We start from the raw sequence: 21,939 nt of genomic DNA on the forward strand, positions 1-21,939 counted from the left end.
GCCCGGCAGGTTGGGGCATAGCCACTACCGAACCTATGGGAATTAAGGTTATGCCGGTTTTTGTGAAAGGAACATGAAAAACCGGTTGGCGAATCGTTTATCTGTCACTTATACAGCCGCTGTTCAGGCTTCTGCCGTCCATCGCAGTTTTTTGTCGGACAGTGCCGCTCAAGTACCTTCTTTACTTCAAGTACATTGCATTTGTTAGTTGTTGTAGTGCTGTACATTTTTTACTCAAGGTTTAACGTTTGATTGATTTAGTTGCTGCAACCCCCGACGCTCCAAAAACCAACCCGATGAGCCTGTACCTCGCGCGTTTGGCGCCCTCCAGCCAATTGACCATGCGTTACGTGCTGCAAGATGCGGCCGATCGCCTGGGCTTTGAAGACATGAATGTCGAAGAGATTCCCTGGCACGCCTTGCAACCGGAAGATGTGGTCGCACTGGTCGCGGCATTACGTGCAGACAACTACGCACCCAATACTTCTTCGTTGTATGTGAATGCGGTGCGCGGGGTGATGAACGAGGCCTGGCGCATGAGCCTGATCAGCCAGGAACATCTTCTGAAGATGCGCTCGGTCAAGGGCATTGCCGGCACACGGTTGTCCCAGGGGCGCAATCTCAAGCGCACGCTGATTCACGAATTGATGGAAGTCTGCGCCGCCGACCCGCGCCCGCAGGGCCTGCGTGATGCGGCAATCATCGCGTTGCTGTACGGCACCGGCATGCGCAAGTCGGAATCGGTGGACCTGGACCTGAATCAGGTCGACTTCAGCGAGCGCAGCCTGTGCGTCACCGCCAAGGGCAACAAGCAGTTGATCAAGTACGCGCCGGCATGGGCTTTCAGCAAGCTTGATGCATGGCTCGAACTGCGCCGCTCGCAGCTCAAGGAAGGCGAGAGCGACGATGCCTTCCTGTTCAACCGTATTCGCCGTGGCAGCCACATCACCCGCGAGCGGATCACCAAGCATGCGATCTACTACATTGCCCGTCAGCGCGGCACGCAGGTCGGAGTGAAGATCATGCCCCACGACTTCCGTCGCTCGTTCATCACTCGGGTGATCGAGGAGCACGACCTGTCGATTGCGCAGAAACTGGCGCATCACAGCAACATCCAGACCACCGCCAACTACGATGTGCGCGATGACAACGAGCGGCGGCGGGCGGTGGATCGCTTCGATCTCTGATCAGTTCAGGCCAAACACATGCGCCGCACCGAGCACCGACAACTGCACCGCGCTGCCGGCGGGCGGTGCGTGCATACCGGTGCTGCGCACCAGAATCGAACGGGCCGGATCCTGAGTCGCGGATGAACTCAGTTCAACCGTCAAAGTGCAGGTGTTGCCGGCAAAATCACGGTCGGTGACCCGCGCGTGGCAGCCGTGACTGTCAGAGGCCACCTCGGCGATCTGCAGTTGTTCGGGGCGCAGCATGATTTGCGCGGCGCCACTGAAACCGTTGCTGTTCACCGCCACCTGACCCAGATCGCAATGCGCCCAACCCGCCTCGATCTGCGCGGGCAGGACCACCGCTTCGCCGAGAAAGTGCGCGGTCTGTTCATCCTCCGGATAGCGGTAGAGATCCATCGGATGCCCGGACTGCACCAGCCGGCCACTGCGCATCACGGCCAATTGATCGGCAAACGACAACGCCTCGCTCTGATCGTGGGTCACCAGAATGGTGGTGACGCCGGCGTCTTCGAGCAGGCGCGCGACCATTTTGCGCATGGCACTGCGCAAACCGGTGTCGAGGGCGGAGAACGGCTCATCCAGCAGCATCAGTCGTGGTTGTTGCGCCAGAGCGCGGGCCAGCGAGACCCGCTGTTGCTGGCCGCCCGACAGCTCATGCGGCCAACGGTGGGCCATGTTGGCGTCGAGCGCCACGCTGTCCATCAACTCAAGGATGCGCTGGGTGCGGGCCGCACCGGTCAGGGCCAGGCCGAAGCCGATGTTCGCCGCCACCGTCATGTGCGGGAACAACGCACCGTCCTGCGGCACGTAGCCGATCTGCCGTTGATAGGCCGGCACTGCGTGGCTGCGATCGACCAGCGTCTGGCCGTTGAGCGTAAGGCTGCCGCTGTCGGGGAATTCGAACCCGGCGATCATCCGCAACAGCGTGGTTTTGCCGGAACCGGAGGGGCCGACGATCACCGTGCGGCTGCCGGTCGGTACGTTGAGGCTGACGTCGTCGAGCGCCTTTTGCGCGCCGAAGGTTTTACTGAGGTTGTGCAGTTCGAGAGCGTTCATCGGCCAGCGGTACGCCTGGATTGGTGATAGAGAATGGCCGTCAGCGGCAGTGAAAGCAGGATCATCAAAAACGCGTAAGGCGCTGCGGCGGCGTAATCGATTTCGCTGGTCATCGCCCAGAAACCGGTAGCGAGGGTGCGCGTGCCGTTGGGCGCGAGCAGCAGGGTTGCGGTCAGCTCATTGGTGATTGCCAGGAACACCAGCGCCGCACCTGCCGCCGCGCCGGGGGCCGCCAGGCGCACAGTGATCAGCCACAATGCGCGCAACGGCGAGCGGCCAAGGCTTTGTGCGATGTTTTCCAGCTCGACCGGGGCTTGCGCGAAACCGGCGCGCAGACTGACCAGCGCCCGCGGCAGGAACATCAGCAGATAGGCCAAGAGCACCGTGATGGTGGTCTGGTAGATCGGCCGGGCGAAATGAATGGTCACGGTGACCAGCGCCAAAGCAACGACAATGCCGGGCAGCGAACTGGTGATGTAGTTGCAGCCTTCCAGCAAGCGCTGGAGCTTGCCCGGAGAGCGGATCGACAGCCACGCAATGGGAATCGCCGCGAGACTGGTCAGCAATGCGCCGGCCACTCCGTAAGACAAGGTCTGCAGCAGCGCCGGCAGCAACTCGTCACCTTCCCAGACCTGCACGCCACCGGCCAGCAGCCAGCGGCCCAGCGTGAGCAACGGCACACCAAGTGCCAACAGGCACGTCAGCGTTTGCAGCAGCAGCGCCAAGGTGGTCGCGCCGCGCCCCAGTTGCACGCTGCGCTGATCCCGGGCGCTGCCGGAACCGACCCGCGCATAACGCGCCTGGCCACGAGCAGCGGATTCCGCCGTGAGCATCGCCAGACAGCACAGCGCCAGAACGCCAGCGAGCATGTTGGCGGCCGGGCCGTTGAAGGTCGATTTGAACTGATCGAAGATCGCCGTGGTGAACGTGTCGAAACGGATCATCGCGTACAAGCCGTATTCGGCCAGCAAATGCAGGCCGACCAACAAGGCTCCACCGCAGATGGCCAGCCGCAGTTGCGGCAACACCACCCGGAAAAACACCGCCCACGGCTTCAGCCCGAGGGACTGAGCGACATCTTCAATCGCCGGATCGAGACGGCGCAAGGTCGCGGCAATCGGCAAATACAGAAACGGGAAATAGGCGATCACCGACACCAGCACGCCGGCCGGCAGACCATGGATCGACGGAATCAAACTGACCCACGCATAACTGTGGACGAATGCCGGCACGGCCAGTGGCGCAACCGCCAGCAGCGACCACAGACGCCGGCCGGGCAGATTGCTGCGTTCGGTCAGCCAGGCCAGGGTTGTCCCGAGCACAATGCACAGCGGCAAGGTGATCAGCACCAGCAGCACGGTGTTGATCAGCAACTCGCCGACCCGCGGGCGAAACACCAGGGCTTCGAGGGTCGCCCAACCGGTGTACCACGCCACGCCGATCACGAAGGCAATCGGCAGCAGTGACAGCAACGACACCAGCACCGCCGAGCTCACCACCCACGAACTGCCGCACCCGGCCAGCGTGCGGGGCGGGTGGAGGAGGTTGGCGGGGGCCGTCACCACGGCCGGTGCAGGCAAGGTTTTGGGCATCACTTAGAGCAACCCGGCCTGGGTCATCAGCTCGACGGCTTTTTTGCTGTCGAGGGTCGACGCATCGACTTTCGGCGCATCGAGGGTTTTCAGCGGGGTCAGCTTCGGATTGGACGGCGCGTCTTTACCCACGGCGTATTCGAAGGAGGTGCCGGTTTCGAGCACTTCCTGACCTTCCTTGCTGGTGATGTATTTGACGAACTTCTGCGCTTCATCCTGATGCTTGCTCGATGCCAGCACGCCAGCGCCGGAGGTGCTGACGAACGCGCCCGGATCCTGATGTTTGAAGTAGTACAACTGGGTGTTTTTGCTGTTCTCGCCGGTCTTGGATTGATCGACGAAGCTGTAATAGTGGTAAATCACGCCGCTGTCGATCTGCCCGGCGTTCACCGCTTTGAGCACCGCGCTGTTGCCGCGATAGATCGTGGCGTTGGTCTTCATGCCCTTGAGCCATTCCAGCGTGGCGGCTTCGCCTTTCTGTTGCAGGACGGCGGCGACGATCGCCTGGAAGTCCGCGCCAGCCGGGGAGGCGGCCCATCGGCCTTTCCAGGCTGGGGTGGCGAGGTCGAGCAGGGATTTGGGCAGGTCTTTTTCAGTCAGCTTGTTCGGGTTGTAGACGAACACGGTGGAACGGGCAGCGATGCCGACCCAATTGCCGTGGGCCGGACGGTAGGCAGCGTCGACTTGCTCAAGGGTCGCGGGCGCCAGCGGGGTAAACAGTTTGGCGTTGTCCACCAGCACCATCGCCGGGGAGTTCTCGGTGAGGAATACGTCTGCCGGCGAGGCGGCGCCTTCCTGCACGAGCTGGTTGCCCATTTCGGTGTCATCGCCGTTGCGAATGGTCACCGGGATCCCGGTTTCCTCGGTGAAACCGGCCACCCAGGCCTTGGTCAGCGTTTCATGCTGCGCGTTGTAAACCACCAGACCCACCGAGTCGGCGGCAACAGCATGCCCGGTGCCGAGCAACGCGGTGGCCAGCAATGCGCGCTTGAAGAAGGATGGAAAGCGTGGATTCATTCGGGCAGCTCCTATTTTCAGACGTTATGAGCAAACCCTCGCAGGAAACAATGCGAACGATTTGCAAGTGTCGAGTCGCGGCAATGTAGGGTGGCAAATGAGAAAAAAACGTCAAAGAAGCCGTTAATAGTTGTCATTGCCATTCAAATTTACCGCGACTCTCTACTTTTGTCTTAACGTCATCGCTCAGGAGTGGGGGATGTAAGCCACGCTCTGGTCTTCCCGCCCGTGAAAGACCTGCTCGCCACGGGTGGGCGTGGTGGTAATGACCTGATGGTCAGCCTTCAATGCATCGAGTGGCACGGCGTCACCGGAACGGTATTGCGCCACGAAAATCGTGCGTTGCGGGTCCCACCGTTCTCCGCTGGTGCGTTCCAGCCAGGCGATCAGCGTTGCTGTGTCGCCATTGTGCGGAAAGTCCTGGATCGTTTCCGGCACGTAGTAGAACGGTGCACCACCGGTTTGCAGGTACATCGGCACTTTGTTGTCGACCTCGACCATCACCATGCGCCATTGATTCAACGGTGCCTGCTGACTGGCCTGCTCGCGAACCTGTTCGCCGAAGCGGATGACACCGCCGCCGCTGTTGGTCCACGGGTAAAGCACACCCAATATCGCGGCAAGCAACACGGTGGTGACAGCGAAACCGATCTTCAGCCCACGGCCTTCGCTGTGGCGAGCGGCCATGCGTCGGGTTACCCACCAGGCACCCAGCAGTTGCGCGAAGGGCACCAGCGGCAAGACGTAATAGCTGCGGCGACTACCACTGGCGGTGAAGAACAGCATCAGCAACGCTAGCCCTTGAATCAGCCAGCGGGTATCCGGTTCGATGTGCTTCCAGTTGCGCGCGGCCACCCACAAGGCGATCAACCAGCACGGCGCCCAGGGCAGGGTGTAGACCGGCAGGTAGATCAAGTAGGTGTAAATCGGCCCGAACTGATCGAACGGCTGGAAAAACCGCACAACGTTTTCACGCAGCACCAGCCCCAGGCCACTTTGTTCGTAGTTGGGCGCGCCGTAGAAGTGCGAGAGCACGAACGGCGTCATGTAAAACGCCCCGGCAATCAATATCGCCGCGAACAGTCGCAGGTTCAGGTGACGTTTCCAGCGGTGCTGGCTGAGCAGGTGCGGCAGCAGCACCAGCCCCGGCAGGATGAAACCGATCAGGCCTTTGAACAGCGAGGTCAGCGACAGCAGGCCGAAGAACACTACGTAGCGCCAGAACCGGGTGTCATCCGGGCCGCGCCAGTACCACCAGACCGCGGCAAGCACACCGCAGACGGTGAGAATGTCGGCAGTGGCGACTCGCGCCCAGAACACGAAGTAGAACGTGGTCGCCAGCATCCATCCGGCAATCAGTCCGGTGCCTTTGCGAAACAGTTGCTCGCCGATGAGGTACACCAGCCACACGCTGAACCACGCGGAAATCACCGAGGACAGGCGTAACGACCAGTGCCCCAGCCCACCCGTGAACCACGAGGTGGCGGTGATCAGCCAGTACGACAGCAGCGGCTTGTCGTAATAAGGGCTGCCCTTGAGATAGGGATCGAAATAGTCGCCGCTTTGCAACATCTGCAAGGCGATGTTGGCCCAGCGGGTTTCCGCCCCCCACAGCTCACGACTGCCCAGACCGAGCAGTAACAGCAGGGCAGTGGCGGCGAGCAGAAGCAGCAACGCGCCCCGATCTTTTTTGTCTGCGGTCATGGTTTGCTCTGGGCAAAAATGAAGATTTCCAGGTTGCCGCGCCGGAAGTGCTGACCATCGATCGGCAGCAGCTCAAGTTGTTGTTCGTCTGAGGTGCTGTTGACGCGCATCACCACACCCACCGAGCCTTTTTTGCGCGCTTCGGTCATCCACTCGCCTACACCGTCGAGGCTGACCTTGCGTGACGCCATGGCCGGGTCATCGAGGCCGTACCTGAGCTCGCCAACGGTGTTGAACAGGTCGACTTGCGGGCGACGCAAGCGCCATGACAACGCAGAAGCGGCTCCCAGGTCGTTACTCAGCAACGAACGGGTCTGGCTCAGTTCCTGCTGATGTTCGGCAATGAACTGATCCGGCATCTTGCTGTTGACGATGGTCGCCGGCATCGCGGCAGGCAGCAGTGCGACGAGCAAGCCGATGCCCAGCGCCGGCATCGCCCACAATGTCAGTGGGCGCACGGTTTGCAGCGCGCCGGCAATGAGCCAGCCGAGCAACACGATATAACCCAGCGACAGGCTGAACATTTCGGTGTGTTCGTAAATTTCACGGGTCGCTTGCAGGTAGATCAGTGCGACCAGCGCTGCAATGGCCAGCACTACGTTGACCACACCGTTGATGCGCAAGACGCGCCCGTTCTGGTCGGCTATCCAATTCATTACCGTATAGCCCATCAACAAGGCCAACGGCAGCAGGCACGGCATGATGTAGGTCGGCAGTTTGCCGCTGCTCGCGCTGAAAAATGCCAGCGGCAGCAGGAACCACAAGGCGAGGAAGGCGATTTTCGGATCGCGCTTTTCGCGCCAGGTGCGCAGCAGCGTCGAAGGCAACAGCAGGGCCCAAGGCAAGGTAGAAGCAAACAGCAACGGCAGGTAGAACCACCATGGTCGTGCGTGCTGTGCGTCTTCACCGGCGGCGAAGCGGCGGATGTGTTCGTGCCAGAAGAAGAATCGCCAGAAATCCGGTTCACGGTAATGCACGGCCAGTGCCCATGGCACGCTGACCAGCGCGGCCACCGCAACGGCGACCAGACCATAACGCACCAGTTCGCCAAAGCGTCGCTGCCAGATCATGTAGGGCAGGGCGATCAGCACCGGCAGCATCAGGGCGAGGAAACCTTTGGTCATCAGGCCCATGCCACAAGCGAATCCCAGCAATGCCCAGCCGCCCAGACGCGCGCGCGGGGTATTGCTGTCGATGGCAAACCAGATCGCCACCAGGCTGAGGTTGACCCACAAGGTGAATTGCGGATCGAGGTTGGCATAGCCGGCTTGCCCGGCGATCAGGCCGAAGCTCATATAAAGAAGGGCACAAGCGGCACTGATGCGCGGGTTGTTCCACAGGCGACGGGCCAGCAGATAGGCCAGCCAGACGCTCACGCCCGTGCTAAGCGCCGAGGCGATGCGTACGCCAAACAGGTTTTCACCGAAAATGGCTTGGCCGATGGCAATCATCCAGTAGCCGGCAATCGGTTTTTCGAAATAGCGAATGCCCATGAAGTGCGGCGCCACCCAGTTGCCGCTCTGCAGCATTTCCTGGCTGATCTGCCCATAGCGGGTTTCATCGGGAATCCACAGGCCGTGGGTCATCAGCGGCAGCAGATAAAACACCACGAACGCCAGCACCAGCCCGGGTATCGCACAGCGTTCGATCAGGGTGCTCTGCTGGAGGCGCGGCAAATTCAACGCTGCATGGCGCAACGGTTTGTTCTCAGACGTCATGACTGGACCTTGGTGCAGTACAAAGTGTGCGTTTCAGTGTTGCGCCTGGCGATATCCGTTGCAGGCGCGGCACTGGGTTGAATGAATGCAGAGGCGAGCACGCCCGAAGGGCGTGTCCTGTATTCAGAGAACGGGTCTGCTTCCAGCGTTAAGTTCTCCTCGAACAGCCAAGCTTTAAAATGAAATATTTCCAGTTTTTTAAAGTGAAAAAAATTTCTTATTACAATTTCATAAATGCTAATTAGTCTGTGCCAGAGCATTGCCCGAGCGTTTTTACTTGATCAAGTCTGATGATTACTTGGCCAATCGTTGCCAGCCTTCTGGGTTCATGATGCCGATTACTTCAAGTTGGCCTTGCGCATCTATCCGGGCTAAAACCGTGCTGCCATATTCGGCGGCGACCGCGCGTGGGTAACCGGTTTGCCGTTCGAAATCGGCGATGCAGCCGCTGTGGGTCACCAGGATCATGTTCTGTCCTGCGGTCTTGTGTGCCACCACTTCATTGCGCATCGTCGGGCCACAGGTTTCCAGCCATTCCGCAGCCACGGCATCGTGGCCGAGCATGTAATGCGCGGTTTGCAGGGTGCGCGTCAGCGGGCTGCTGAAGAACTGGGTCTTTTCCAGGCCCAGTTGCGTAAAGCCACGGCCTACCTCGGCTGCAGCAATGCTGCCAGCCTGGGTGATACCGTCTGCCGGCCCCAGACAAGTATTGGCCGATCGGTCGCAACGCTCAGTATGACGGACCAGTGCGATGACCTCACCGGCCTGCCAGGCCTTCACCCATTCCTGGGTCGCCGATGCACTGGCGTAGCGCAGGTTGGCGGGCGAGCGTTGGACCCAGACGAAGCCGCAAATCAGTGTAATCAACAGCAAACCGACAGCAATGATTGCCCAAGTGCGCGGACGAGACAGAACCCATCGTTTAGACGCTGATTGTACGTGTACTAATTCAACCACGACGTTGCCCCTTGTCATTCCCGAGTTCCACTCAGTACACGCACAGTGCAACGTAAGCTCCAGGAGGTTAGTTACTTTACGGTGGTCTACTTGAATGGCTGCTGAACACTACGTTCAGAGTCGTGGCGGTGCAGTGAAGAACATGTGAAAAATTTGCGAGAGCGGCGCAGGCATTAACGGAAAAGTCTATTTGATAAATAAACTCAAATACTCGTTTTGTTTATTAGGGCCACTTAACAACAGCGCCAGTCGAGGCGAAGCTGCGACTCTGGATAACGTCGTGACGCAGCTGCTTGCAGTCCCCGACATCAGCACTGGAGTCAAGCAACCGGATGGACCTCAAGCAAAGCCTCGCCAATCGGATTGTGATTGTGTTCGCCTTGATGAGCGCGGTGGTTGCCGGTGTCTTTGCAATGGGCATTGTGGCCACGGTACATGTCGTCGAGCACAAGTTGACCATGACCGCCCTCAGCGGCGGACTGCGCCGCTTGTTGGCGATGGACGACATCAACCAATGGCGTCACGAGCCGGAAAAGAGTGAGCTGTTTTTTTTCGAAAACGGTCCCGGACCCATGGCGCTGACGCCACAACTGGCAGGGCTGGACGTAGGGTTTCAGGAGATATCGTTCAACGGCGACGACTTCTATGCGATGGTCGAGGCGGTCGGCGGCCGTAAATATGTGCTGTTGCGCAATCAGGAAAGCTTCGAACAACGTGAACACCTGCTGTTCGTGGTGGTGATAGTCGGGTTCATCCTCAGCGTCATGCTGGCGGTCGCGCTCGGCAGGCTGCTGGCGCGGCAGGTCATGGCGCCGGTGATTCGCCTGGCGGGGCAGGTGCGTCATCGTGACCAGTTGATCGCGCTGGCGCCGGCGCTGCATCCGGATTACGCCGATGATGAGGTTGGGGCGCTGGCGCTGTCTTTCGACCAGACACTCGGCCGGTTACGCGAAACCCTGAACCGGGAAAAGCTTTTCACCAGTGACGTGAGCCATGAATTGCGCACACCGCTGATGATTCTGGCCAGTTCCTGCGAGCTGTTGCTGGCCAACCCCTCGCTGGATTCGCGCTCCACCCAACAGGTCAAACGCATCGCCCGGGCCAGCGCAGAAATGCGCCAACTGGTTGAGACCTTCTTGATGCTGGCGCGCAAGCCGGAAGCGCTTGGCACCGAATCCACTTGCACACTCAAATCTATCGCCGACGCCCAGGTAGAAATCTGGGGGCGATTGATTGGCGAAAAGGGTCTGGAGTTTATCTACGAGCCGCAACTGGCTGGCAGTGCGCGTTATGACCTGACGTTCCTGCAGTCGGTCATGGGCAATCTGCTGCGCAATGCCTGGCACTACACCGATCAGGGCTTTGTCCGGTTGACCCTGCTCAACGACAGTTTTGTGGTCGAGGACAGCGGCATCGGTATTCCGGAAGAAAAACGTCACGCGATGTTCCAGCCATTCGTGCGCGGTGACGAACAGCGCGGTGAAGGCCTTGGGCTGGGGTTGTCGCTGGTGCAGCGGATCTGCAGCCATCAACGCTGGCAGGTTCAGTTGGTTACTCGCGAGCCCAATGGCTGCCGTTTCACGGTCACGCTGTCGGCGGCTCAGGAGGCTGACGGGCAGCGAGCGTTGCCCGCCGCCTGATTGATCAGGGTTGCCAGGCGTTTGACGTTGTTCTGTTGCGCGGCCACCAGTTCGTCGATGCTCGGGCCGGAGGGTGTTTGCAAGGTTGAATGGCAGGTCAGCAGAGCGTTGTCCGCCGCACCGCTCGGGCGCAGGCGCCATTTGACGTCGATCAGCCCGTATTGTCCGGGAATCGAGTCGAAACGCTGCACATCGATACGCACCGAAACATTGCCGCGACTGCCGGTATTGCTCAGTTGATCGCTCAAGGCACTGCGCAATTCATCCGCCAGACTCGCTCCCCACCATTGGGTTTCCAGAATCGCCAGGCCATTGTTGCCCTGACGAATGACGATTTGCGGGCGGTCGACTTGCGGCGGCACGCTGATCCCCTCGATCGGAATCTGCGCCCCGGCCCGGGACGCCGACAGCTCCACCGGCGTCAAGGTGTGAAAGTTTATCGGCTCGCTGCGGCAGGCACCAAGGAGCATGAACGCAGCGAGCACGGTGATCTTCAGCGGTACAGCCATGGGATAGCTCCTGGGCTCAATTGCGTGGCGGTCCTTTCAGATCCAGCGGCGCTGCGTTGTCGGGACGACCGCGAATCAGCGATTCCGGATGGCGACCGAGATAGTCCGACAGCTCACGCAGCGAACGCGACATGCGCCCGAGTTCGTCGAGGGTCTCGGTGAGTTTCTCGCGCTGCGGTGAATCCTCGGCCAGGGTCGAACTGGCGGACTGCAAGGTCTTGCTGACGTCGGCCAGTGTGGTTTGCACGCCCGGCAGGGTTTTCGCATTGAACTGTTGCAGACCTTTGCGCAGCTCGACGAGGTTGCTGTCGAGGTTGCCGGCAATCCGCTCGACCGGCAGTTTGTTGAGCTTGTCGACCACCGCTTCGAGTTTTTCCTGCAACTGTTCGAGGCTGCCGGGCACGGTGGGCAAGGCGACCGGTCGGGCCGTTGCGTCGAATGCAACTTTCTCGGCTTTCGGGAAGAAATCCAGCGCGATATACAGCTGCCCGGTCAGCAGGTTGCCGCTGCGGGCCTGAGCGCGCAGACCGTTGTCGACGAAGGTGCCGAGCAGACGAATACCGGCCGCTTCGTCGTTGGGATCGTGCTTGAATTCGGTCAGCATCTTTTTGTAAGCCTGGCCGAGGCGCTGCGGGTAAATGACGATCCCGACGTTAAGCGGGAAAGTGCGTTTTTTCGCGTCGAAGTCGAGGTTGATTCCAACGACCCGGCCAATCTCCATGCCGAGAAACTCGACGGGCGCATCGACCTTGAGCCCGCGTAACGACTGCTCGAAACGCAACACCATGTATTGCGCCTTGCCGTTGGGCGGGGCGAGGGCGGTCTGTTGATCGGCGAACAGTTCGAAGTCCTTGTCGTCGGCGGCGGCAACGTCGTTGGGGCTGTAATCCGGCGCGCGGAAGGCAATGCCGCCGACCAGCATAGTGGACAGCGATTCGGTCTTCACCGCAAAACCGTTGGCGCCGACATTGATGTCGATGCCGCTGGCGTTCCAGAAGCGGGTATTTTCGGTAACGAACGCGTCGTTCGGTGCGTGAATGAACACTTCGATGTCCACGCCTTTGCCCTCGGGATTGAGGGTGTAGGTCACGACCTGGCCCACCGGAATCTTGCGGTAGTAAACCGGGGAACCGATATCCAGCGAGCCGAGATCCGAGGCATGCAGCATGAAGCGCTTGCCCGGTTCGCCGTAAGTGATCGGCGGCGGATTCTCCAGCCCCTTGAAATGCTTGGCGCGGTTGTTGGCCTGACCGATGTCGGCGCCGATATAGTCGCCGGAGAGCAAGGTATCGATGCCCGAAACGCCGCCGGCACCGATGCGTGGGCGCACGACCCAGAACTGCGAGTCTTCGCGGGTGAAGGTTTCGGCCTGTTTGGCCAGTTTGATCGTGGCATCGACGCTCTTCTGATCGCCGCTCAATTCGACATCCGTCACCTGACCGATCACCACACTGCGATATTTGACCTCGGTCTTGTTGGCAACCAGGCCGCTGCCGGTCTTGAAGTTGACGACGATGGTCGGGCCTTCCTGCATAAGGTTGTGCACCACCAGCGATATGCCGACCAGCACCGCGACGACCGGGACGATCCACACCAGGGAGATGCTGAAACGCCGGGTCTTGATCGGCGCGTGGCCCGGTGCTCGTGGTTCATCGGCGGCTGACGACTTCATCCATGTCCTCCTCGGTTTTGTGGATGCTGAGCGTCAGGAACGCAAAAGCACTTCATCAATATAGAAGTGCTTGGCGATAGAGCAAATTCACGGGCTGATGCGGATTTGTGCAGGCGCTGCCGCAGGGGCGCGCGTTAGCCGAGGATTTCGCGCAGGCGATACCAGAACATGCCCAATGCCAGCAGCGGTGAGCGCAAGGCCGGGCCGCCGGGGAAGGTCATGTGCGGTACCGCGCTGAACACGTCCATGCCCTGACTGTGGCCGGCGTGAATGGCCTCGCCCAGCAGCTTGGCGCACCAATGCGTGACATTCAGACCGTGACCGGAATAACCCTGAGCGTAGAACACGTTCGGCTGTTGCTTGAGCCGCCCGACCTGCGGAAAACGGTTGGCGGTAATGCCAATCTTGCCGCCCCATTGATAGTCGATGCGCACGTCCGCCAGTTGCGGGAAGACCTTGAGCATTTTCGGGCGCATGTAGGCGGCGATGTCCGCCGGATCGCGACCGGAATAGTGACAGGCGCCGCCAAACAGCAGGCGTCGGTCCGCCGAGAGCCGGTAATAGTCGAGGCCGACTTTCTGGTCGCACAACGCAAGGTTGTGCGGGATCAATTGCGCGGCGCGTGCTTCGGACAGCGGCTCGGTGGCGATGATGTAACTGCCGGCGGGCAGGACCTTCCCGCTGAGTTGCTGCTCGAGTTCATCCAGATGCGCGTTGCAACCGAGCACCAGACTGCCGGCGCGGACGCTGCCGGTGGCGCAGCGCACTTCAACCGTTTCGCCGTGGATGATCTGCTGGACCGGGCTCTGCTCGAAAATGCGTACACCGAGGGACGCCGCCAGACGCGCTTCGCCCTGCACCAGATCTAGCGGGTGCAGATGACCGGAGCCCATGTCGATCAGACCGCCAGCATAGACATTGGCGTTGACCACTTGCTGGCGGATTTGCTCGGGGCCGACCAGCTTGGTTTCATGGCGGTAGCCGAGTTCGTCGAGGCTGACTTGTTCGTCCTTGAACGCCGCGAATTGCGCCGGGGTGTTGGCCAGTTCGCAGAATCCCCAACGCAGGTCACACTCGATGGCATGCTCGGTGATGCGCTGGCGCACCAGTTCCACGGAGTCGATACCGGCGCGTTGCAGATAACGCACGCCGTCGTTGCCGACGTAACGGGCAAAGCCTTCGACCTCGTGACCGATGCCGCGAATCAACTGGCCGCCGTTGCGCCCGCTGGCGCCCCAGCCGATGCGCCGGGCTTCGATCAACACCACCGACAGCCCGCGCTGCGCCAGTTCAATCGCGGTGTTGACCCCGGTGAAGCCGCCGCCGATCACGCAGACATCGGCGGTGAGGTCACCGTCGAGTGCCGGCCAGGGCGTACTGGCCCGGGCCGAAGCCGCGTAATAGGAGCGGGCGTGTTCTTGCGTGTACTGATTCATTTGTTCGACTTCACTTTGCTCCAGGACCGGGTCATCAGACGCATGATCGACTGGGGCGGGGTAGAGGAGATGTAGAGCTTGTCCAGCACTGCCTGGGACGGGTAGACCTCGGGATTGTTCACCAGCGCCTGGTCCATGTACTGCTTGGCGGCCGGGTTCGGGTTGGCGTAACCGACCGAAGCGCTGACCTTGGCAATCACTTGCGGATCAAGCAGGTAATTGATGAAGGCGTGGGCTTCCTTGGTATTGCTGGCGTCGGCCGGGATCGCCAGCAGATCGAACCACAGGTTGGCGCCTTCTTTCGGAATCGCATAGGCGATGTTCACCCCGTTCTTGGCTTCCTTGGCGCGGTTGGCCGCCTGGAACACGTCGCCGGAGTAACCGAAGGCTACGCAGATGTCGCCATTGGCCAGATCGGAAACGTATTTCGAGGAATGGAAGTAAGTGATGTACGGGCGGATGCTCAGCAGTTTGGCTTCGGCTTTTTTGTAGTCTTCCGGGTTCTCGCTGCGTGGGTCCATGCCCATGTAGTTGAGGATCGCCGGGAACACTTCGTCCGCCGAGTCCATCATCGACACGCCACACTGGGTGAGCTTCTTCAGGTTCTCCGGCTCGAACAGCACGGCCCAGGAATCGATGTGATCGATGCCGAGCACAGCCTTGACCTTGTCGACGTTGTAGCCGATGCCGTTGGTGCCCCACAGGTACGGTACCGAGTGCTGGTTGCCCGGGTCGTTCTTTTCGAGCAATTCGAGCAATTTCGGGTCGAGATTCTTCCAGTTCGGTAGCTGCTCGCGATCCAGTTTGAGGAACGCGCCGGCTTTTACCTGACGGGCGAGAAAGTGGTTGGACGGCACCACCACGTCGTAGCCGGTGCGACCGGCGAGGAGTTTGCCTTCCAGGGTTTCGTTGGAGTCGAACACGTCGTAGATCACCTTGATCCCGGTCTTGGCCTGGAAGTCGGCGAGGGTGGTTTCACCGATGTAGTCGGTCCAGTTGTAGACGCTGACCTGGGGTTGGGCCAGGGCTGCGGTGCTGCACAACAGCGCCAGTGCGGCGGGAACCATGGATTTCAATAGACGCATATCGACACCTCTTCGAATTTTTTGGATTTTTCAGGTGGTTCGCTAATCCATGTGGGAGCGAGCCTGCTCGCGAAAGCGGTGGGTCAGGCAACATTGATGGTGACGGTGCTGACGCCTTCGCGAGCAGGCTCGCTCCCACAGGGCATTTATGGCGTGGATCAGACGCTCAGCAGCAGGAACTCGCGCTCCCAGGAGCTGATCACGCGCTTGAAGTTTTCATGCTCGGCGCGTTTGACCGCGACGTAGCCGCGCACAAACTTGTTGCCCAGGTAACGCGCAACGGTGTCGCATTCTTCCATTTGCGTCAGCGCGTCTTCGATGGTGATCGGCAGGCGCAGGTTACGGCGTTCGTAGGCGCGGCCTTCGACGGCGGCACTCGGTTCGATGCCTTCGACCATGCCGATATAGCCACACAGCAGGCTCGCGGCGATCGCCAGATACGGGTTGGCGTCGGCGCCCGGCAAACGGTTTTCCACACGCATGGCTTCCGGCCCGGAGGTTGGTACACGCAAACCGACAGTGCGGTTTTCTTCGCCCCACTCAACGTTGACCGGTGCCGAGGTGTCCGGCAGGAAGCGGCGGAACGAGTTCACGTTGGGCGCAAACATCGGCAGCACTTTCGGAATGTACTTTTGCAGGCCGCCGATGTGATGGCGGAACAAGTCGCTCATCTTGCCGTCGGCATCAGCGAAAATCGGCTTGCCCGTGGCGATTTCCACCACGCTCTGGTGCAGGTGCATGGCACTGCCGGGTTCATCGCCAATCGGTTTGGCCATGAACGTAGCGGTGACGTTGTGCTTGAGCGCCGCTTCCCGCAGGGTGCGTTTGAACACGGTGATCTGATCGGCCAGATCTAGGGCGTCGCCGTGACGGAAGTTGATTTCCATCTGCGCCGGGCCGTCTTCGTGGATCAGCGTGTCCAGATCCAGGCCTTGCAGCTCGCACCAGTCGTAGACGTCTTCGAACAATGGATCGAACTCGTTGGCGGCATCGATGGAAAACGACTGACGACCGCTTTCGGCACGGCCCGAACGCCCCAGTGGTGCCTTGAGTGGCAGGTCCGGATCTTCGCAGCGCTGGGTCAGGTAGAACTCCATTTCCGGTGCAACGATCGGCTTCCAGCCCTTGTCGGTGTACAGCTGCAGGACTTTTTTCAGCACGTTGCGCGGCGACAGTTCGATTGGATTGCCGAACTTGTCGAAGGTGTCGTGGATGACGATGGCGGTCGGCTCGATGGCCCATGGAATCACATACACGGCGTCGCTCACCGGTTTGCAGACCATGTCGATGTCGGCCGGGTCGAGCAGGTCGTAGTAGATGTCGTCGTCGACAAAATCCCCGGTTACCGTTTGCAGCAGCACACTTTCCGGCAGGCGCATGCCTCGCTCATGCAGGAACTTGTTGGTCGGTGCGATCTTGCCGCGGGCAATGCCGGTCAGGTCGCTGACCACACATTCAACTTCGGTAATCTTGTGATCTTTCAGCCATGTGAACAGCTGATCGAAAGGGGCATTCATAAAGACCTCGTTATTGGTTTTATAGACGCCGGGGAGGGCGGGTTTCATCTTCCGCCCCTTCCCCTGTGGCGCGTTGACGACTATCTTGGGCGTGCCTTGTAGTTCCATCTATCCACTTTAAGCAGCACCAAAGTGCACCAAAAGAGTGCGCAAGGTCTCCCATGACAACGTGTAATCCGCTTCAGGTTCAGGCGTTTAATACCGCTGATGTCACCGAACAAATCCGCGCCACACCGGGTTGGGTCCAGCATTACCAGCAGATGTCGCCCGGGCATTTCGCCGGGCAGATCCGCTATCTGGATCTGGAAGGTGTGCAGGTCTACGAAGAACAGATGAACACCCGCGTCGAGCAGGCATTCAGTGCGCCATCGGGTGCCTTGGCGTTCTGTTTTGATCGCAGTGACAACGCGCTGTACCTGCTTAACGAAGACAGCCGCAACATTTGGATCACCCCGGAGAACTACCAGGAAATCGCCGTGGTGTTCGGCCCGCAATTCGTCCGGGAACACGGTCTGGATGTGGCGAAACTCGAGGGACTGTTCATGGCGCCGCTTAACTGCGGGCAGAACGCCTTGTTCAGTCGCTGGTTAAGCTCAACGCTCACGAAGTTGTCGCAAGCTGTTGATCCGTTTGATAAAAACTCATTGACTCAGCAGCTGCTCGAAGACTGTCTGTTCATTCTCGACAACGCTCACACCCGTCTTGATCGAGGCGGTTTGCAGCGTCGTACTGAAGAGCGGACGATCATGAAGCGAGTAGGGGAATGGGCAGCGGATTCGCCGGAAGAGACTGTTAATCTGCTTGAGCTTTCGAAGGTGGCAGGGGTGCCGTTGCGTCAATTACAGCAGGCGTTCAAGGCCTACACCGGCATGACCCCGAGCCACTGGCTGCGCCTGCGCCGGCTTAACAGTGCACACCGCGAATTACTCAATCGCCGGCCCACGGAAACCACCGTGGCCGAAGTGGCGATGAACTGGTCGTTTTGGCATCTGGGGCGGTTTTCCAACAGTTATCGGGCGCTGTTCAAAGAGCTGCCGAGCGAGACGCTGAAGCGCTAGCGAGCGTCCCTGACGTGGGTTTGCGTTAGATCGTCGAAGTAGAGGGAATTGTCTTCGATATTCGTCGAAATACAGTTAACTCCACTAAATAGCCGTTTAGTAGAGCTATCAGCCTATCTGCCTTTCAATCAATGGAGCAGGCCATGAATCGATGGAAAACAAAGAGCGTGGACGTGATTGCTGCACTGGATCTGCAGCCTCATGTCGAAGGCGGCTATTTTCGCAGGACTTTTCAAGCAGATCATCGCGCCATGCTGCAAACCACCGGTGGCCCACGTTACCTGGTGACGTCGATCTATTACTTGCTGACGGAAGATTCGCCGGTGGGCCAGTTTCATTTCAATCAATCGGACATCCTGCATTTCTACCATCTGGGCGATCCTATCGAGTACAGCATGATCTCAGGTGACGGTTCGCTTCAAACATTGGTAATGGGTAGCGATATTCTGGCGGGACAGCTTTTGCAAATGCACGTGCCTGGTGGCATCTGGAAAGCATCGCGACTGCTTGAGGGTGAACACGGGTTTGGTTTGATCAGTGAAACCGTGTCGCCGGGATTTGATTTCGCGGACATGGAGATGGGTGACAGACGCAGACTGACTGCGCAATTTCCACAGCATCGGATGTTGATAGAAAAGCTGACGCGGTCTGCTGATTGAGGCTCACAAATTTCAGGCCAGACCGAGGTTTTGGAAAATGCGGTTTCAGGTAAGCCTCTGGATTGAACGTGGCGTGCAACCGGGCTGATTCGGAAACATCTTGTTACGTGTAATGTATATTATGTTAAACAAGGTATTACGTTACGTCCCTCCTGCACCAATGCCTGTAGATTGCAGACATCAAGTCAACTACAGCTAACACGCGCAACGTTTGCGATAATACCGGCCACCGCGGCGCGACAGCATATCGAGTGCTGGTGCCCCCATCTGTTAATCGGGTTTGGAGAACTTCATGCGTGACATCATTGACGGCTTTCTGCGCTTTCAGCGCGAGGTTTATCCGCAGCGTGTCGAGCTGTTCAAGCAGCTCGCGACGGCACAAAATCCCAAGGCGCTGTTTGTCACCTGCTCGGACAGTCGTGTTGTGCCGGAACTCCTTACGCAGCGTGAACCGGGCGAACTGTTCGTGATTCGTAACGCCGGCAATATTGTGCCGTCTTACGGCCCCGAGCCCGGCGGCGTTTCGGCCACTGTCGAATATGCGGTCGCGGTGCTGGGCGTCCAGGACATCGTGATCTGCGGCCATTCGGACTGCGGCGCGATGGGCGCGATCTCGCGCTGCACTTGTCTGGACCACCTGCCAGCGGTTGCTAACTGGCTCCGTCACGCGGACGCCGCGAAAGCGATTAATGCGGCGCATGAGTTCGACACGCCCGGCGCCAAGCTCGATGGCCTTGTGCGTGAAAACGTGATCGCGCAACTGGCGAATCTGCGTACGCATCCATCAGTGGCCCTCGCGCTTGAGCAAGGGCGGCTGAATCTGCACGGCTGGGTTTACGACATCGAAGCCGGATGCATCGATGCACTTGATGGCGCGACACGGCAATTCGTCCCACTTGCGGATTCGCCGACCACCGTCGCGATCGCTGCTCGCAACGCCCCCCAAATGTGATGGGAGAAGCCGCCGATGGCGGCTTCTTGCTTCAGATTGCCGGTCGCCTGGTTGGCCAGACCGCCGTCTCCATCAGTGACCGGCGCTTTGGCCGCCATCGACGTGCAGGATTTCGCCCGTGACGAAGTGAGCGCTGTCCAGATACAACACCGCTGCGACGATGTCTTGCACGTCGCCCATGTGGCCGACCGGATGCAGGCGGCCCAGTGCGGCGTGGCTTTCCTCGCCATGCATCGGGGTCTTGATGATGCCCGGCGAGACCGCGTTAACGCGGATGCCGCGCTTGGCGTACTCGATCGCCAGGGATTTGGTCGCGGCGTTCATCCCACCTTTGGTCAGCGACGCCAGCACCGATGGCACGCCCTCGATGGCGTGATCGACCAGCGATGTGGTGATGCTGACCACATGACCGCCCTCGCCTTGCTTCTCCATCTGGGCAATCGCCTGCTGCGACATATGGAAGAAGCTGCCCATGTTGGTCGCCACCGTATTTAAATACTCTTCGCGGGTATAGGCCGTGAACGGCTTGGCGAGGAAGATCCCGGCGTTGTTCACCAACGTGTCGATGCGGCCAAAACGCGCTACACCTTCGCGAATGGTTTTCTCGGACGTCGCCGGATCGGCGATATCTCCAGCGACGGTCAGGATGTCCGGATCCGATGACGGCTGGATGGAGCGCGAAGTCGCCACCACTTGATAACCGAGTTTACGAAAACCCTCGACGATGCCCGCGCCCAGCCCCTGAGATGCGCCAGTGACCACAACGACTTTTTTTGAATGGCTCATGATAATGCCTCGATAGTTGAAAAAAGCGGTTTCAAGTGCCTCAGCATTACCTGGGCTCCACCAGCGACTGGCGGTACTCGGTCGTGGTTATTCCTGCGTAGCCCCAGTTATCGGTATCGACTTCCTCGATCACGATGTGCGTCAGGTGCGGGTCTTTGTTGAGCACCGTCTGCATGGTTTGGGTGATCTCGGCGATCACCTGTGCTTTTTGTTCTTTGGTAACGCCGTCACGGGTGATACGAACGTTGATGAAAGGCACGGGAAAGTCTCCAGTTCGCGTCTCATCGGCATGATGAGACGGCAAGTGGAATGAACTCTATAAGCTGGCCTTGAATGAATAAATGCGCGCTCGGTTATTTCATTTATGACGCCGTGTAATGAATAAAAGCCGCGGTCCTCGCCACTGCGTCATCGACTTCGGTATGCTTTGGGCACTTCGCGAATACTCGGTGTGATGAATATGAAGCGTCATTTTGATGACCTGCAGCTAGGAAGCATCGAGCTATTTTGCCTGGCCTCGGAAACGGGCAGTTTTACGGCAGCCGCGCAGGTAGCCGGTGTGACGCCTGCAGCAGTAAGCCGCTCGATTTTGCGTCTAGAGGAGCGTTTGGGATCACGCCTCTTCGTCAGAACCACACGCAGCATCCGGATGACTGAACCGGGCCGGGTGTTCTATGAACAATGCCGACAGGCCCTGACGCAACTGGTGGAAGCACAGCAAGAAGTCATGGGCGCTCAATCGACGCCGTCAGGACGGCTGCGCATCAGTCTTCCGACCACCTATGGGCATCACCGGATCCTGCCGCTTCTGCCGAAGTTTCGGGCGCTTTATCCAGACGTCAGCGTGGATATCCATTTGGGTAACCGAAATATCGACTTTGTGGCGGAGGGCTACGATCTGGCGATTCGGGTCCGGGCTCAACCGGACTCGACCCTGATCGCCCGCTTGCTGGAGGACGCACAACTGGTCGTGGTCGCGACACCTGAATACCTGATCAGGGCCGGCACGCCAATGACACTGGATGACCTTGTCGCTCACGAGTGCATTCAATTTGAACTGCCCAGCAGCGGCCGTCGCATCTCATGGCTGTTCGAGGTCGACGGCAAACATCGCGAGATCTTCACAGAGGGCCGCTATTGCTGCTCGGACGATGTGCTGGGCGGCGTCACTCTGGCCAAACACAGCGCTGGCCTGTTCCAGACTTACCGATTCATTGTCGAGAACGAATTGGCCGATGGGCGCCTCGTCGAGGTACTCCAGCCCTATAATGGGCGCTCCCGACCCTACACCCTGCTCTACCCTCATGGCCGCTACGTTCCTCAGCGGGTCCGGGCTTTCGTCGATTTCCTGCTGCAGCACCGAACCGATTGGGCGGCGATCTAGATACAGC

General features: G+C 59.5%; 19 protein-coding genes. 6 read left to right on the forward strand and 13 right to left on the reverse strand.

Annotation, left to right across the window (positions count from 1 at the left end; all coding sequences use genetic code 11):
• Positions 1 to 296 precede the first annotated feature (296 nt).
• Positions 297 to 1,187, forward strand: coding sequence for a tyrosine recombinase XerC (xerC, locus tag ACM6HV_RS14565; protein WP_027611947.1), 891 nt, complete (start codon positions 297 to 299; stop codon positions 1,185 to 1,187).
• Here the strand turns inward: xerC and ACM6HV_RS14570 are convergent, their stop codons facing one another.
• The 6 genes from ACM6HV_RS14570 to ACM6HV_RS14595 all read right to left on the reverse strand — a co-directional run bounded on the left by ACM6HV_RS14570 (position 1,188) and on the right by ACM6HV_RS14595 (position 9,252).
• A complete protein-coding gene (locus tag ACM6HV_RS14570; protein WP_145598086.1) occupies positions 1,188 to 2,246 on the reverse strand; it encodes an ABC transporter ATP-binding protein in 1,059 nt (352 codons plus the stop codon).
• Positions 2,243 to 3,838, reverse strand: coding sequence for an ABC transporter permease (locus ACM6HV_RS14575; protein ID WP_414904759.1), 1,596 nt, complete (start codon positions 3,836 to 3,838; stop codon positions 2,243 to 2,245). The genes ACM6HV_RS14570 and ACM6HV_RS14575 overlap by 4 nt, the downstream gene beginning before the upstream one ends.
• 3 nt (positions 3,839 to 3,841) lie before the next feature.
• Entirely contained in the window at positions 3,842 to 4,855 is a 1,014-nt protein-coding gene (locus tag ACM6HV_RS14580; RefSeq protein ID WP_086791197.1) for an iron ABC transporter substrate-binding protein, read from the reverse strand.
• Between the two features lie 186 nt (positions 4,856 to 5,041).
• Positions 5,042 to 6,559 (reverse strand): ArnT family glycosyltransferase, encoded by a 1,518-nt coding sequence (locus ACM6HV_RS14585; protein WP_414904555.1) that lies wholly within the window; start codon positions 6,557 to 6,559, stop codon positions 5,042 to 5,044.
• Positions 6,556 to 8,277, reverse strand: a complete 1,722-nt coding sequence (gene arnT, locus ACM6HV_RS14590) for a lipid IV(A) 4-amino-4-deoxy-L-arabinosyltransferase (protein WP_414904556.1) — start codon at positions 8,275 to 8,277, stop codon at positions 6,556 to 6,558. The genes ACM6HV_RS14585 and arnT overlap by 4 nt, the downstream gene beginning before the upstream one ends.
• Positions 8,278 to 8,571: 294 nt before the next feature.
• A complete protein-coding gene (locus ACM6HV_RS14595) occupies positions 8,572 to 9,252 on the reverse strand; it encodes a histidine phosphatase family protein (protein WP_414904557.1) in 681 nt (226 codons plus the stop codon).
• 314 nt (positions 9,253 to 9,566) lie between these two features.
• On the opposite strand from ACM6HV_RS14595, the gene ACM6HV_RS14600 reads away from it, so the two are divergent.
• Positions 9,567 to 10,874 (forward strand): sensor histidine kinase, encoded by a 1,308-nt coding sequence (locus ACM6HV_RS14600; RefSeq protein ID WP_414904558.1) that lies wholly within the window; start codon positions 9,567 to 9,569, stop codon positions 10,872 to 10,874.
• On the opposite strand, the gene ACM6HV_RS14605 is transcribed toward ACM6HV_RS14600, so the two are convergent.
• The 5 genes from ACM6HV_RS14605 to ACM6HV_RS14625 form a co-directional block, all read right to left on the reverse strand.
• The gene (locus tag ACM6HV_RS14605; RefSeq protein WP_414904559.1) at positions 10,835 to 11,383 is read right to left on the reverse strand and encodes a membrane integrity-associated transporter subunit PqiC; all 549 of its coding nucleotides are present in this window, start codon (positions 11,381 to 11,383) and stop codon (positions 10,835 to 10,837) included. The two genes, ACM6HV_RS14600 and ACM6HV_RS14605, sit on opposite strands and share 40 nt — an antisense overlap.
• 16 nt (positions 11,384 to 11,399) lie before the next feature.
• Positions 11,400 to 13,055 (reverse strand): intermembrane transport protein PqiB, encoded by a 1,656-nt coding sequence (locus ACM6HV_RS14610; RefSeq protein ID WP_182401112.1) that lies wholly within the window; start codon positions 13,053 to 13,055, stop codon positions 11,400 to 11,402.
• A 134-nt stretch (positions 13,056 to 13,189) separates the two neighbouring features.
• Complete coding sequence (locus tag ACM6HV_RS14615) at positions 13,190 to 14,491, reverse strand: NAD(P)/FAD-dependent oxidoreductase (protein WP_414904560.1); 1,302 nt, start codon at positions 14,489 to 14,491, stop codon at positions 13,190 to 13,192.
• Complete coding sequence (locus tag ACM6HV_RS14620) at positions 14,488 to 15,576, reverse strand: polyamine ABC transporter substrate-binding protein (protein WP_041063835.1); 1,089 nt, start codon at positions 15,574 to 15,576, stop codon at positions 14,488 to 14,490. Before ACM6HV_RS14620 ends, ACM6HV_RS14615 begins: the two co-directional genes overlap by 4 nt.
• A 158-nt stretch (positions 15,577 to 15,734) precedes the next feature.
• Entirely contained in the window at positions 15,735 to 17,093 is a 1,359-nt protein-coding gene (locus ACM6HV_RS14625) for a glutamine synthetase family protein (RefSeq protein WP_041063837.1), read from the reverse strand.
• A gap of 161 nt (positions 17,094 to 17,254) precedes the next feature.
• Between ACM6HV_RS14625 and ACM6HV_RS14630 the strand changes: the two genes are divergently transcribed.
• From ACM6HV_RS14630 to ACM6HV_RS14640, 3 genes are all read left to right on the forward strand, one after another.
• Positions 17,255 to 18,151 (forward strand): helix-turn-helix domain-containing protein, encoded by an 897-nt coding sequence (locus ACM6HV_RS14630; RefSeq protein ID WP_041063839.1) that lies wholly within the window; start codon positions 17,255 to 17,257, stop codon positions 18,149 to 18,151.
• 143 nt (positions 18,152 to 18,294) lie between these two features.
• Positions 18,295 to 18,810 (forward strand): cupin domain-containing protein, encoded by a 516-nt coding sequence (locus ACM6HV_RS14635; RefSeq protein WP_414904561.1) that lies wholly within the window; start codon positions 18,295 to 18,297, stop codon positions 18,808 to 18,810.
• Between the two features lie 292 nt (positions 18,811 to 19,102).
• On the forward strand, positions 19,103 to 19,762 hold the full coding sequence (locus tag ACM6HV_RS14640) for a carbonic anhydrase (RefSeq protein WP_041063919.1): 660 nt from the start codon (positions 19,103 to 19,105) through the stop codon (positions 19,760 to 19,762).
• Between the two features lie 72 nt (positions 19,763 to 19,834).
• Here ACM6HV_RS14640 and ACM6HV_RS14645 read toward each other — a convergent pair whose 3' ends face one another.
• Both ACM6HV_RS14645 and ACM6HV_RS14650 read right to left on the reverse strand, forming a co-directional pair.
• The gene (locus ACM6HV_RS14645; RefSeq protein WP_414904562.1) at positions 19,835 to 20,548 is read right to left on the reverse strand and encodes an SDR family NAD(P)-dependent oxidoreductase; all 714 of its coding nucleotides are present in this window, start codon (positions 20,546 to 20,548) and stop codon (positions 19,835 to 19,837) included.
• A 46-nt stretch (positions 20,549 to 20,594) separates the two neighbouring features.
• Positions 20,595 to 20,807 (reverse strand): tautomerase family protein, encoded by a 213-nt coding sequence (locus tag ACM6HV_RS14650; RefSeq protein WP_121185428.1) that lies wholly within the window; start codon positions 20,805 to 20,807, stop codon positions 20,595 to 20,597.
• 201 nt (positions 20,808 to 21,008) lie between these two features.
• Here ACM6HV_RS14650 and ACM6HV_RS14655 point away from each other — a divergent pair, with 201 nt between their 5' ends.
• Complete coding sequence (locus ACM6HV_RS14655) at positions 21,009 to 21,932, forward strand: LysR family transcriptional regulator (RefSeq protein ID WP_145598243.1); 924 nt, start codon at positions 21,009 to 21,011, stop codon at positions 21,930 to 21,932.
• Positions 21,933 to 21,939: the final 7 nt, after the last annotated feature.

It is taken from the genome of Pseudomonas sp. IT-P260 (genome assembly GCF_949768395.1).
GTDB classification, from domain to species: domain Bacteria; phylum Pseudomonadota; class Gammaproteobacteria; order Pseudomonadales; family Pseudomonadaceae; genus Aquipseudomonas; species Aquipseudomonas parakoreensis.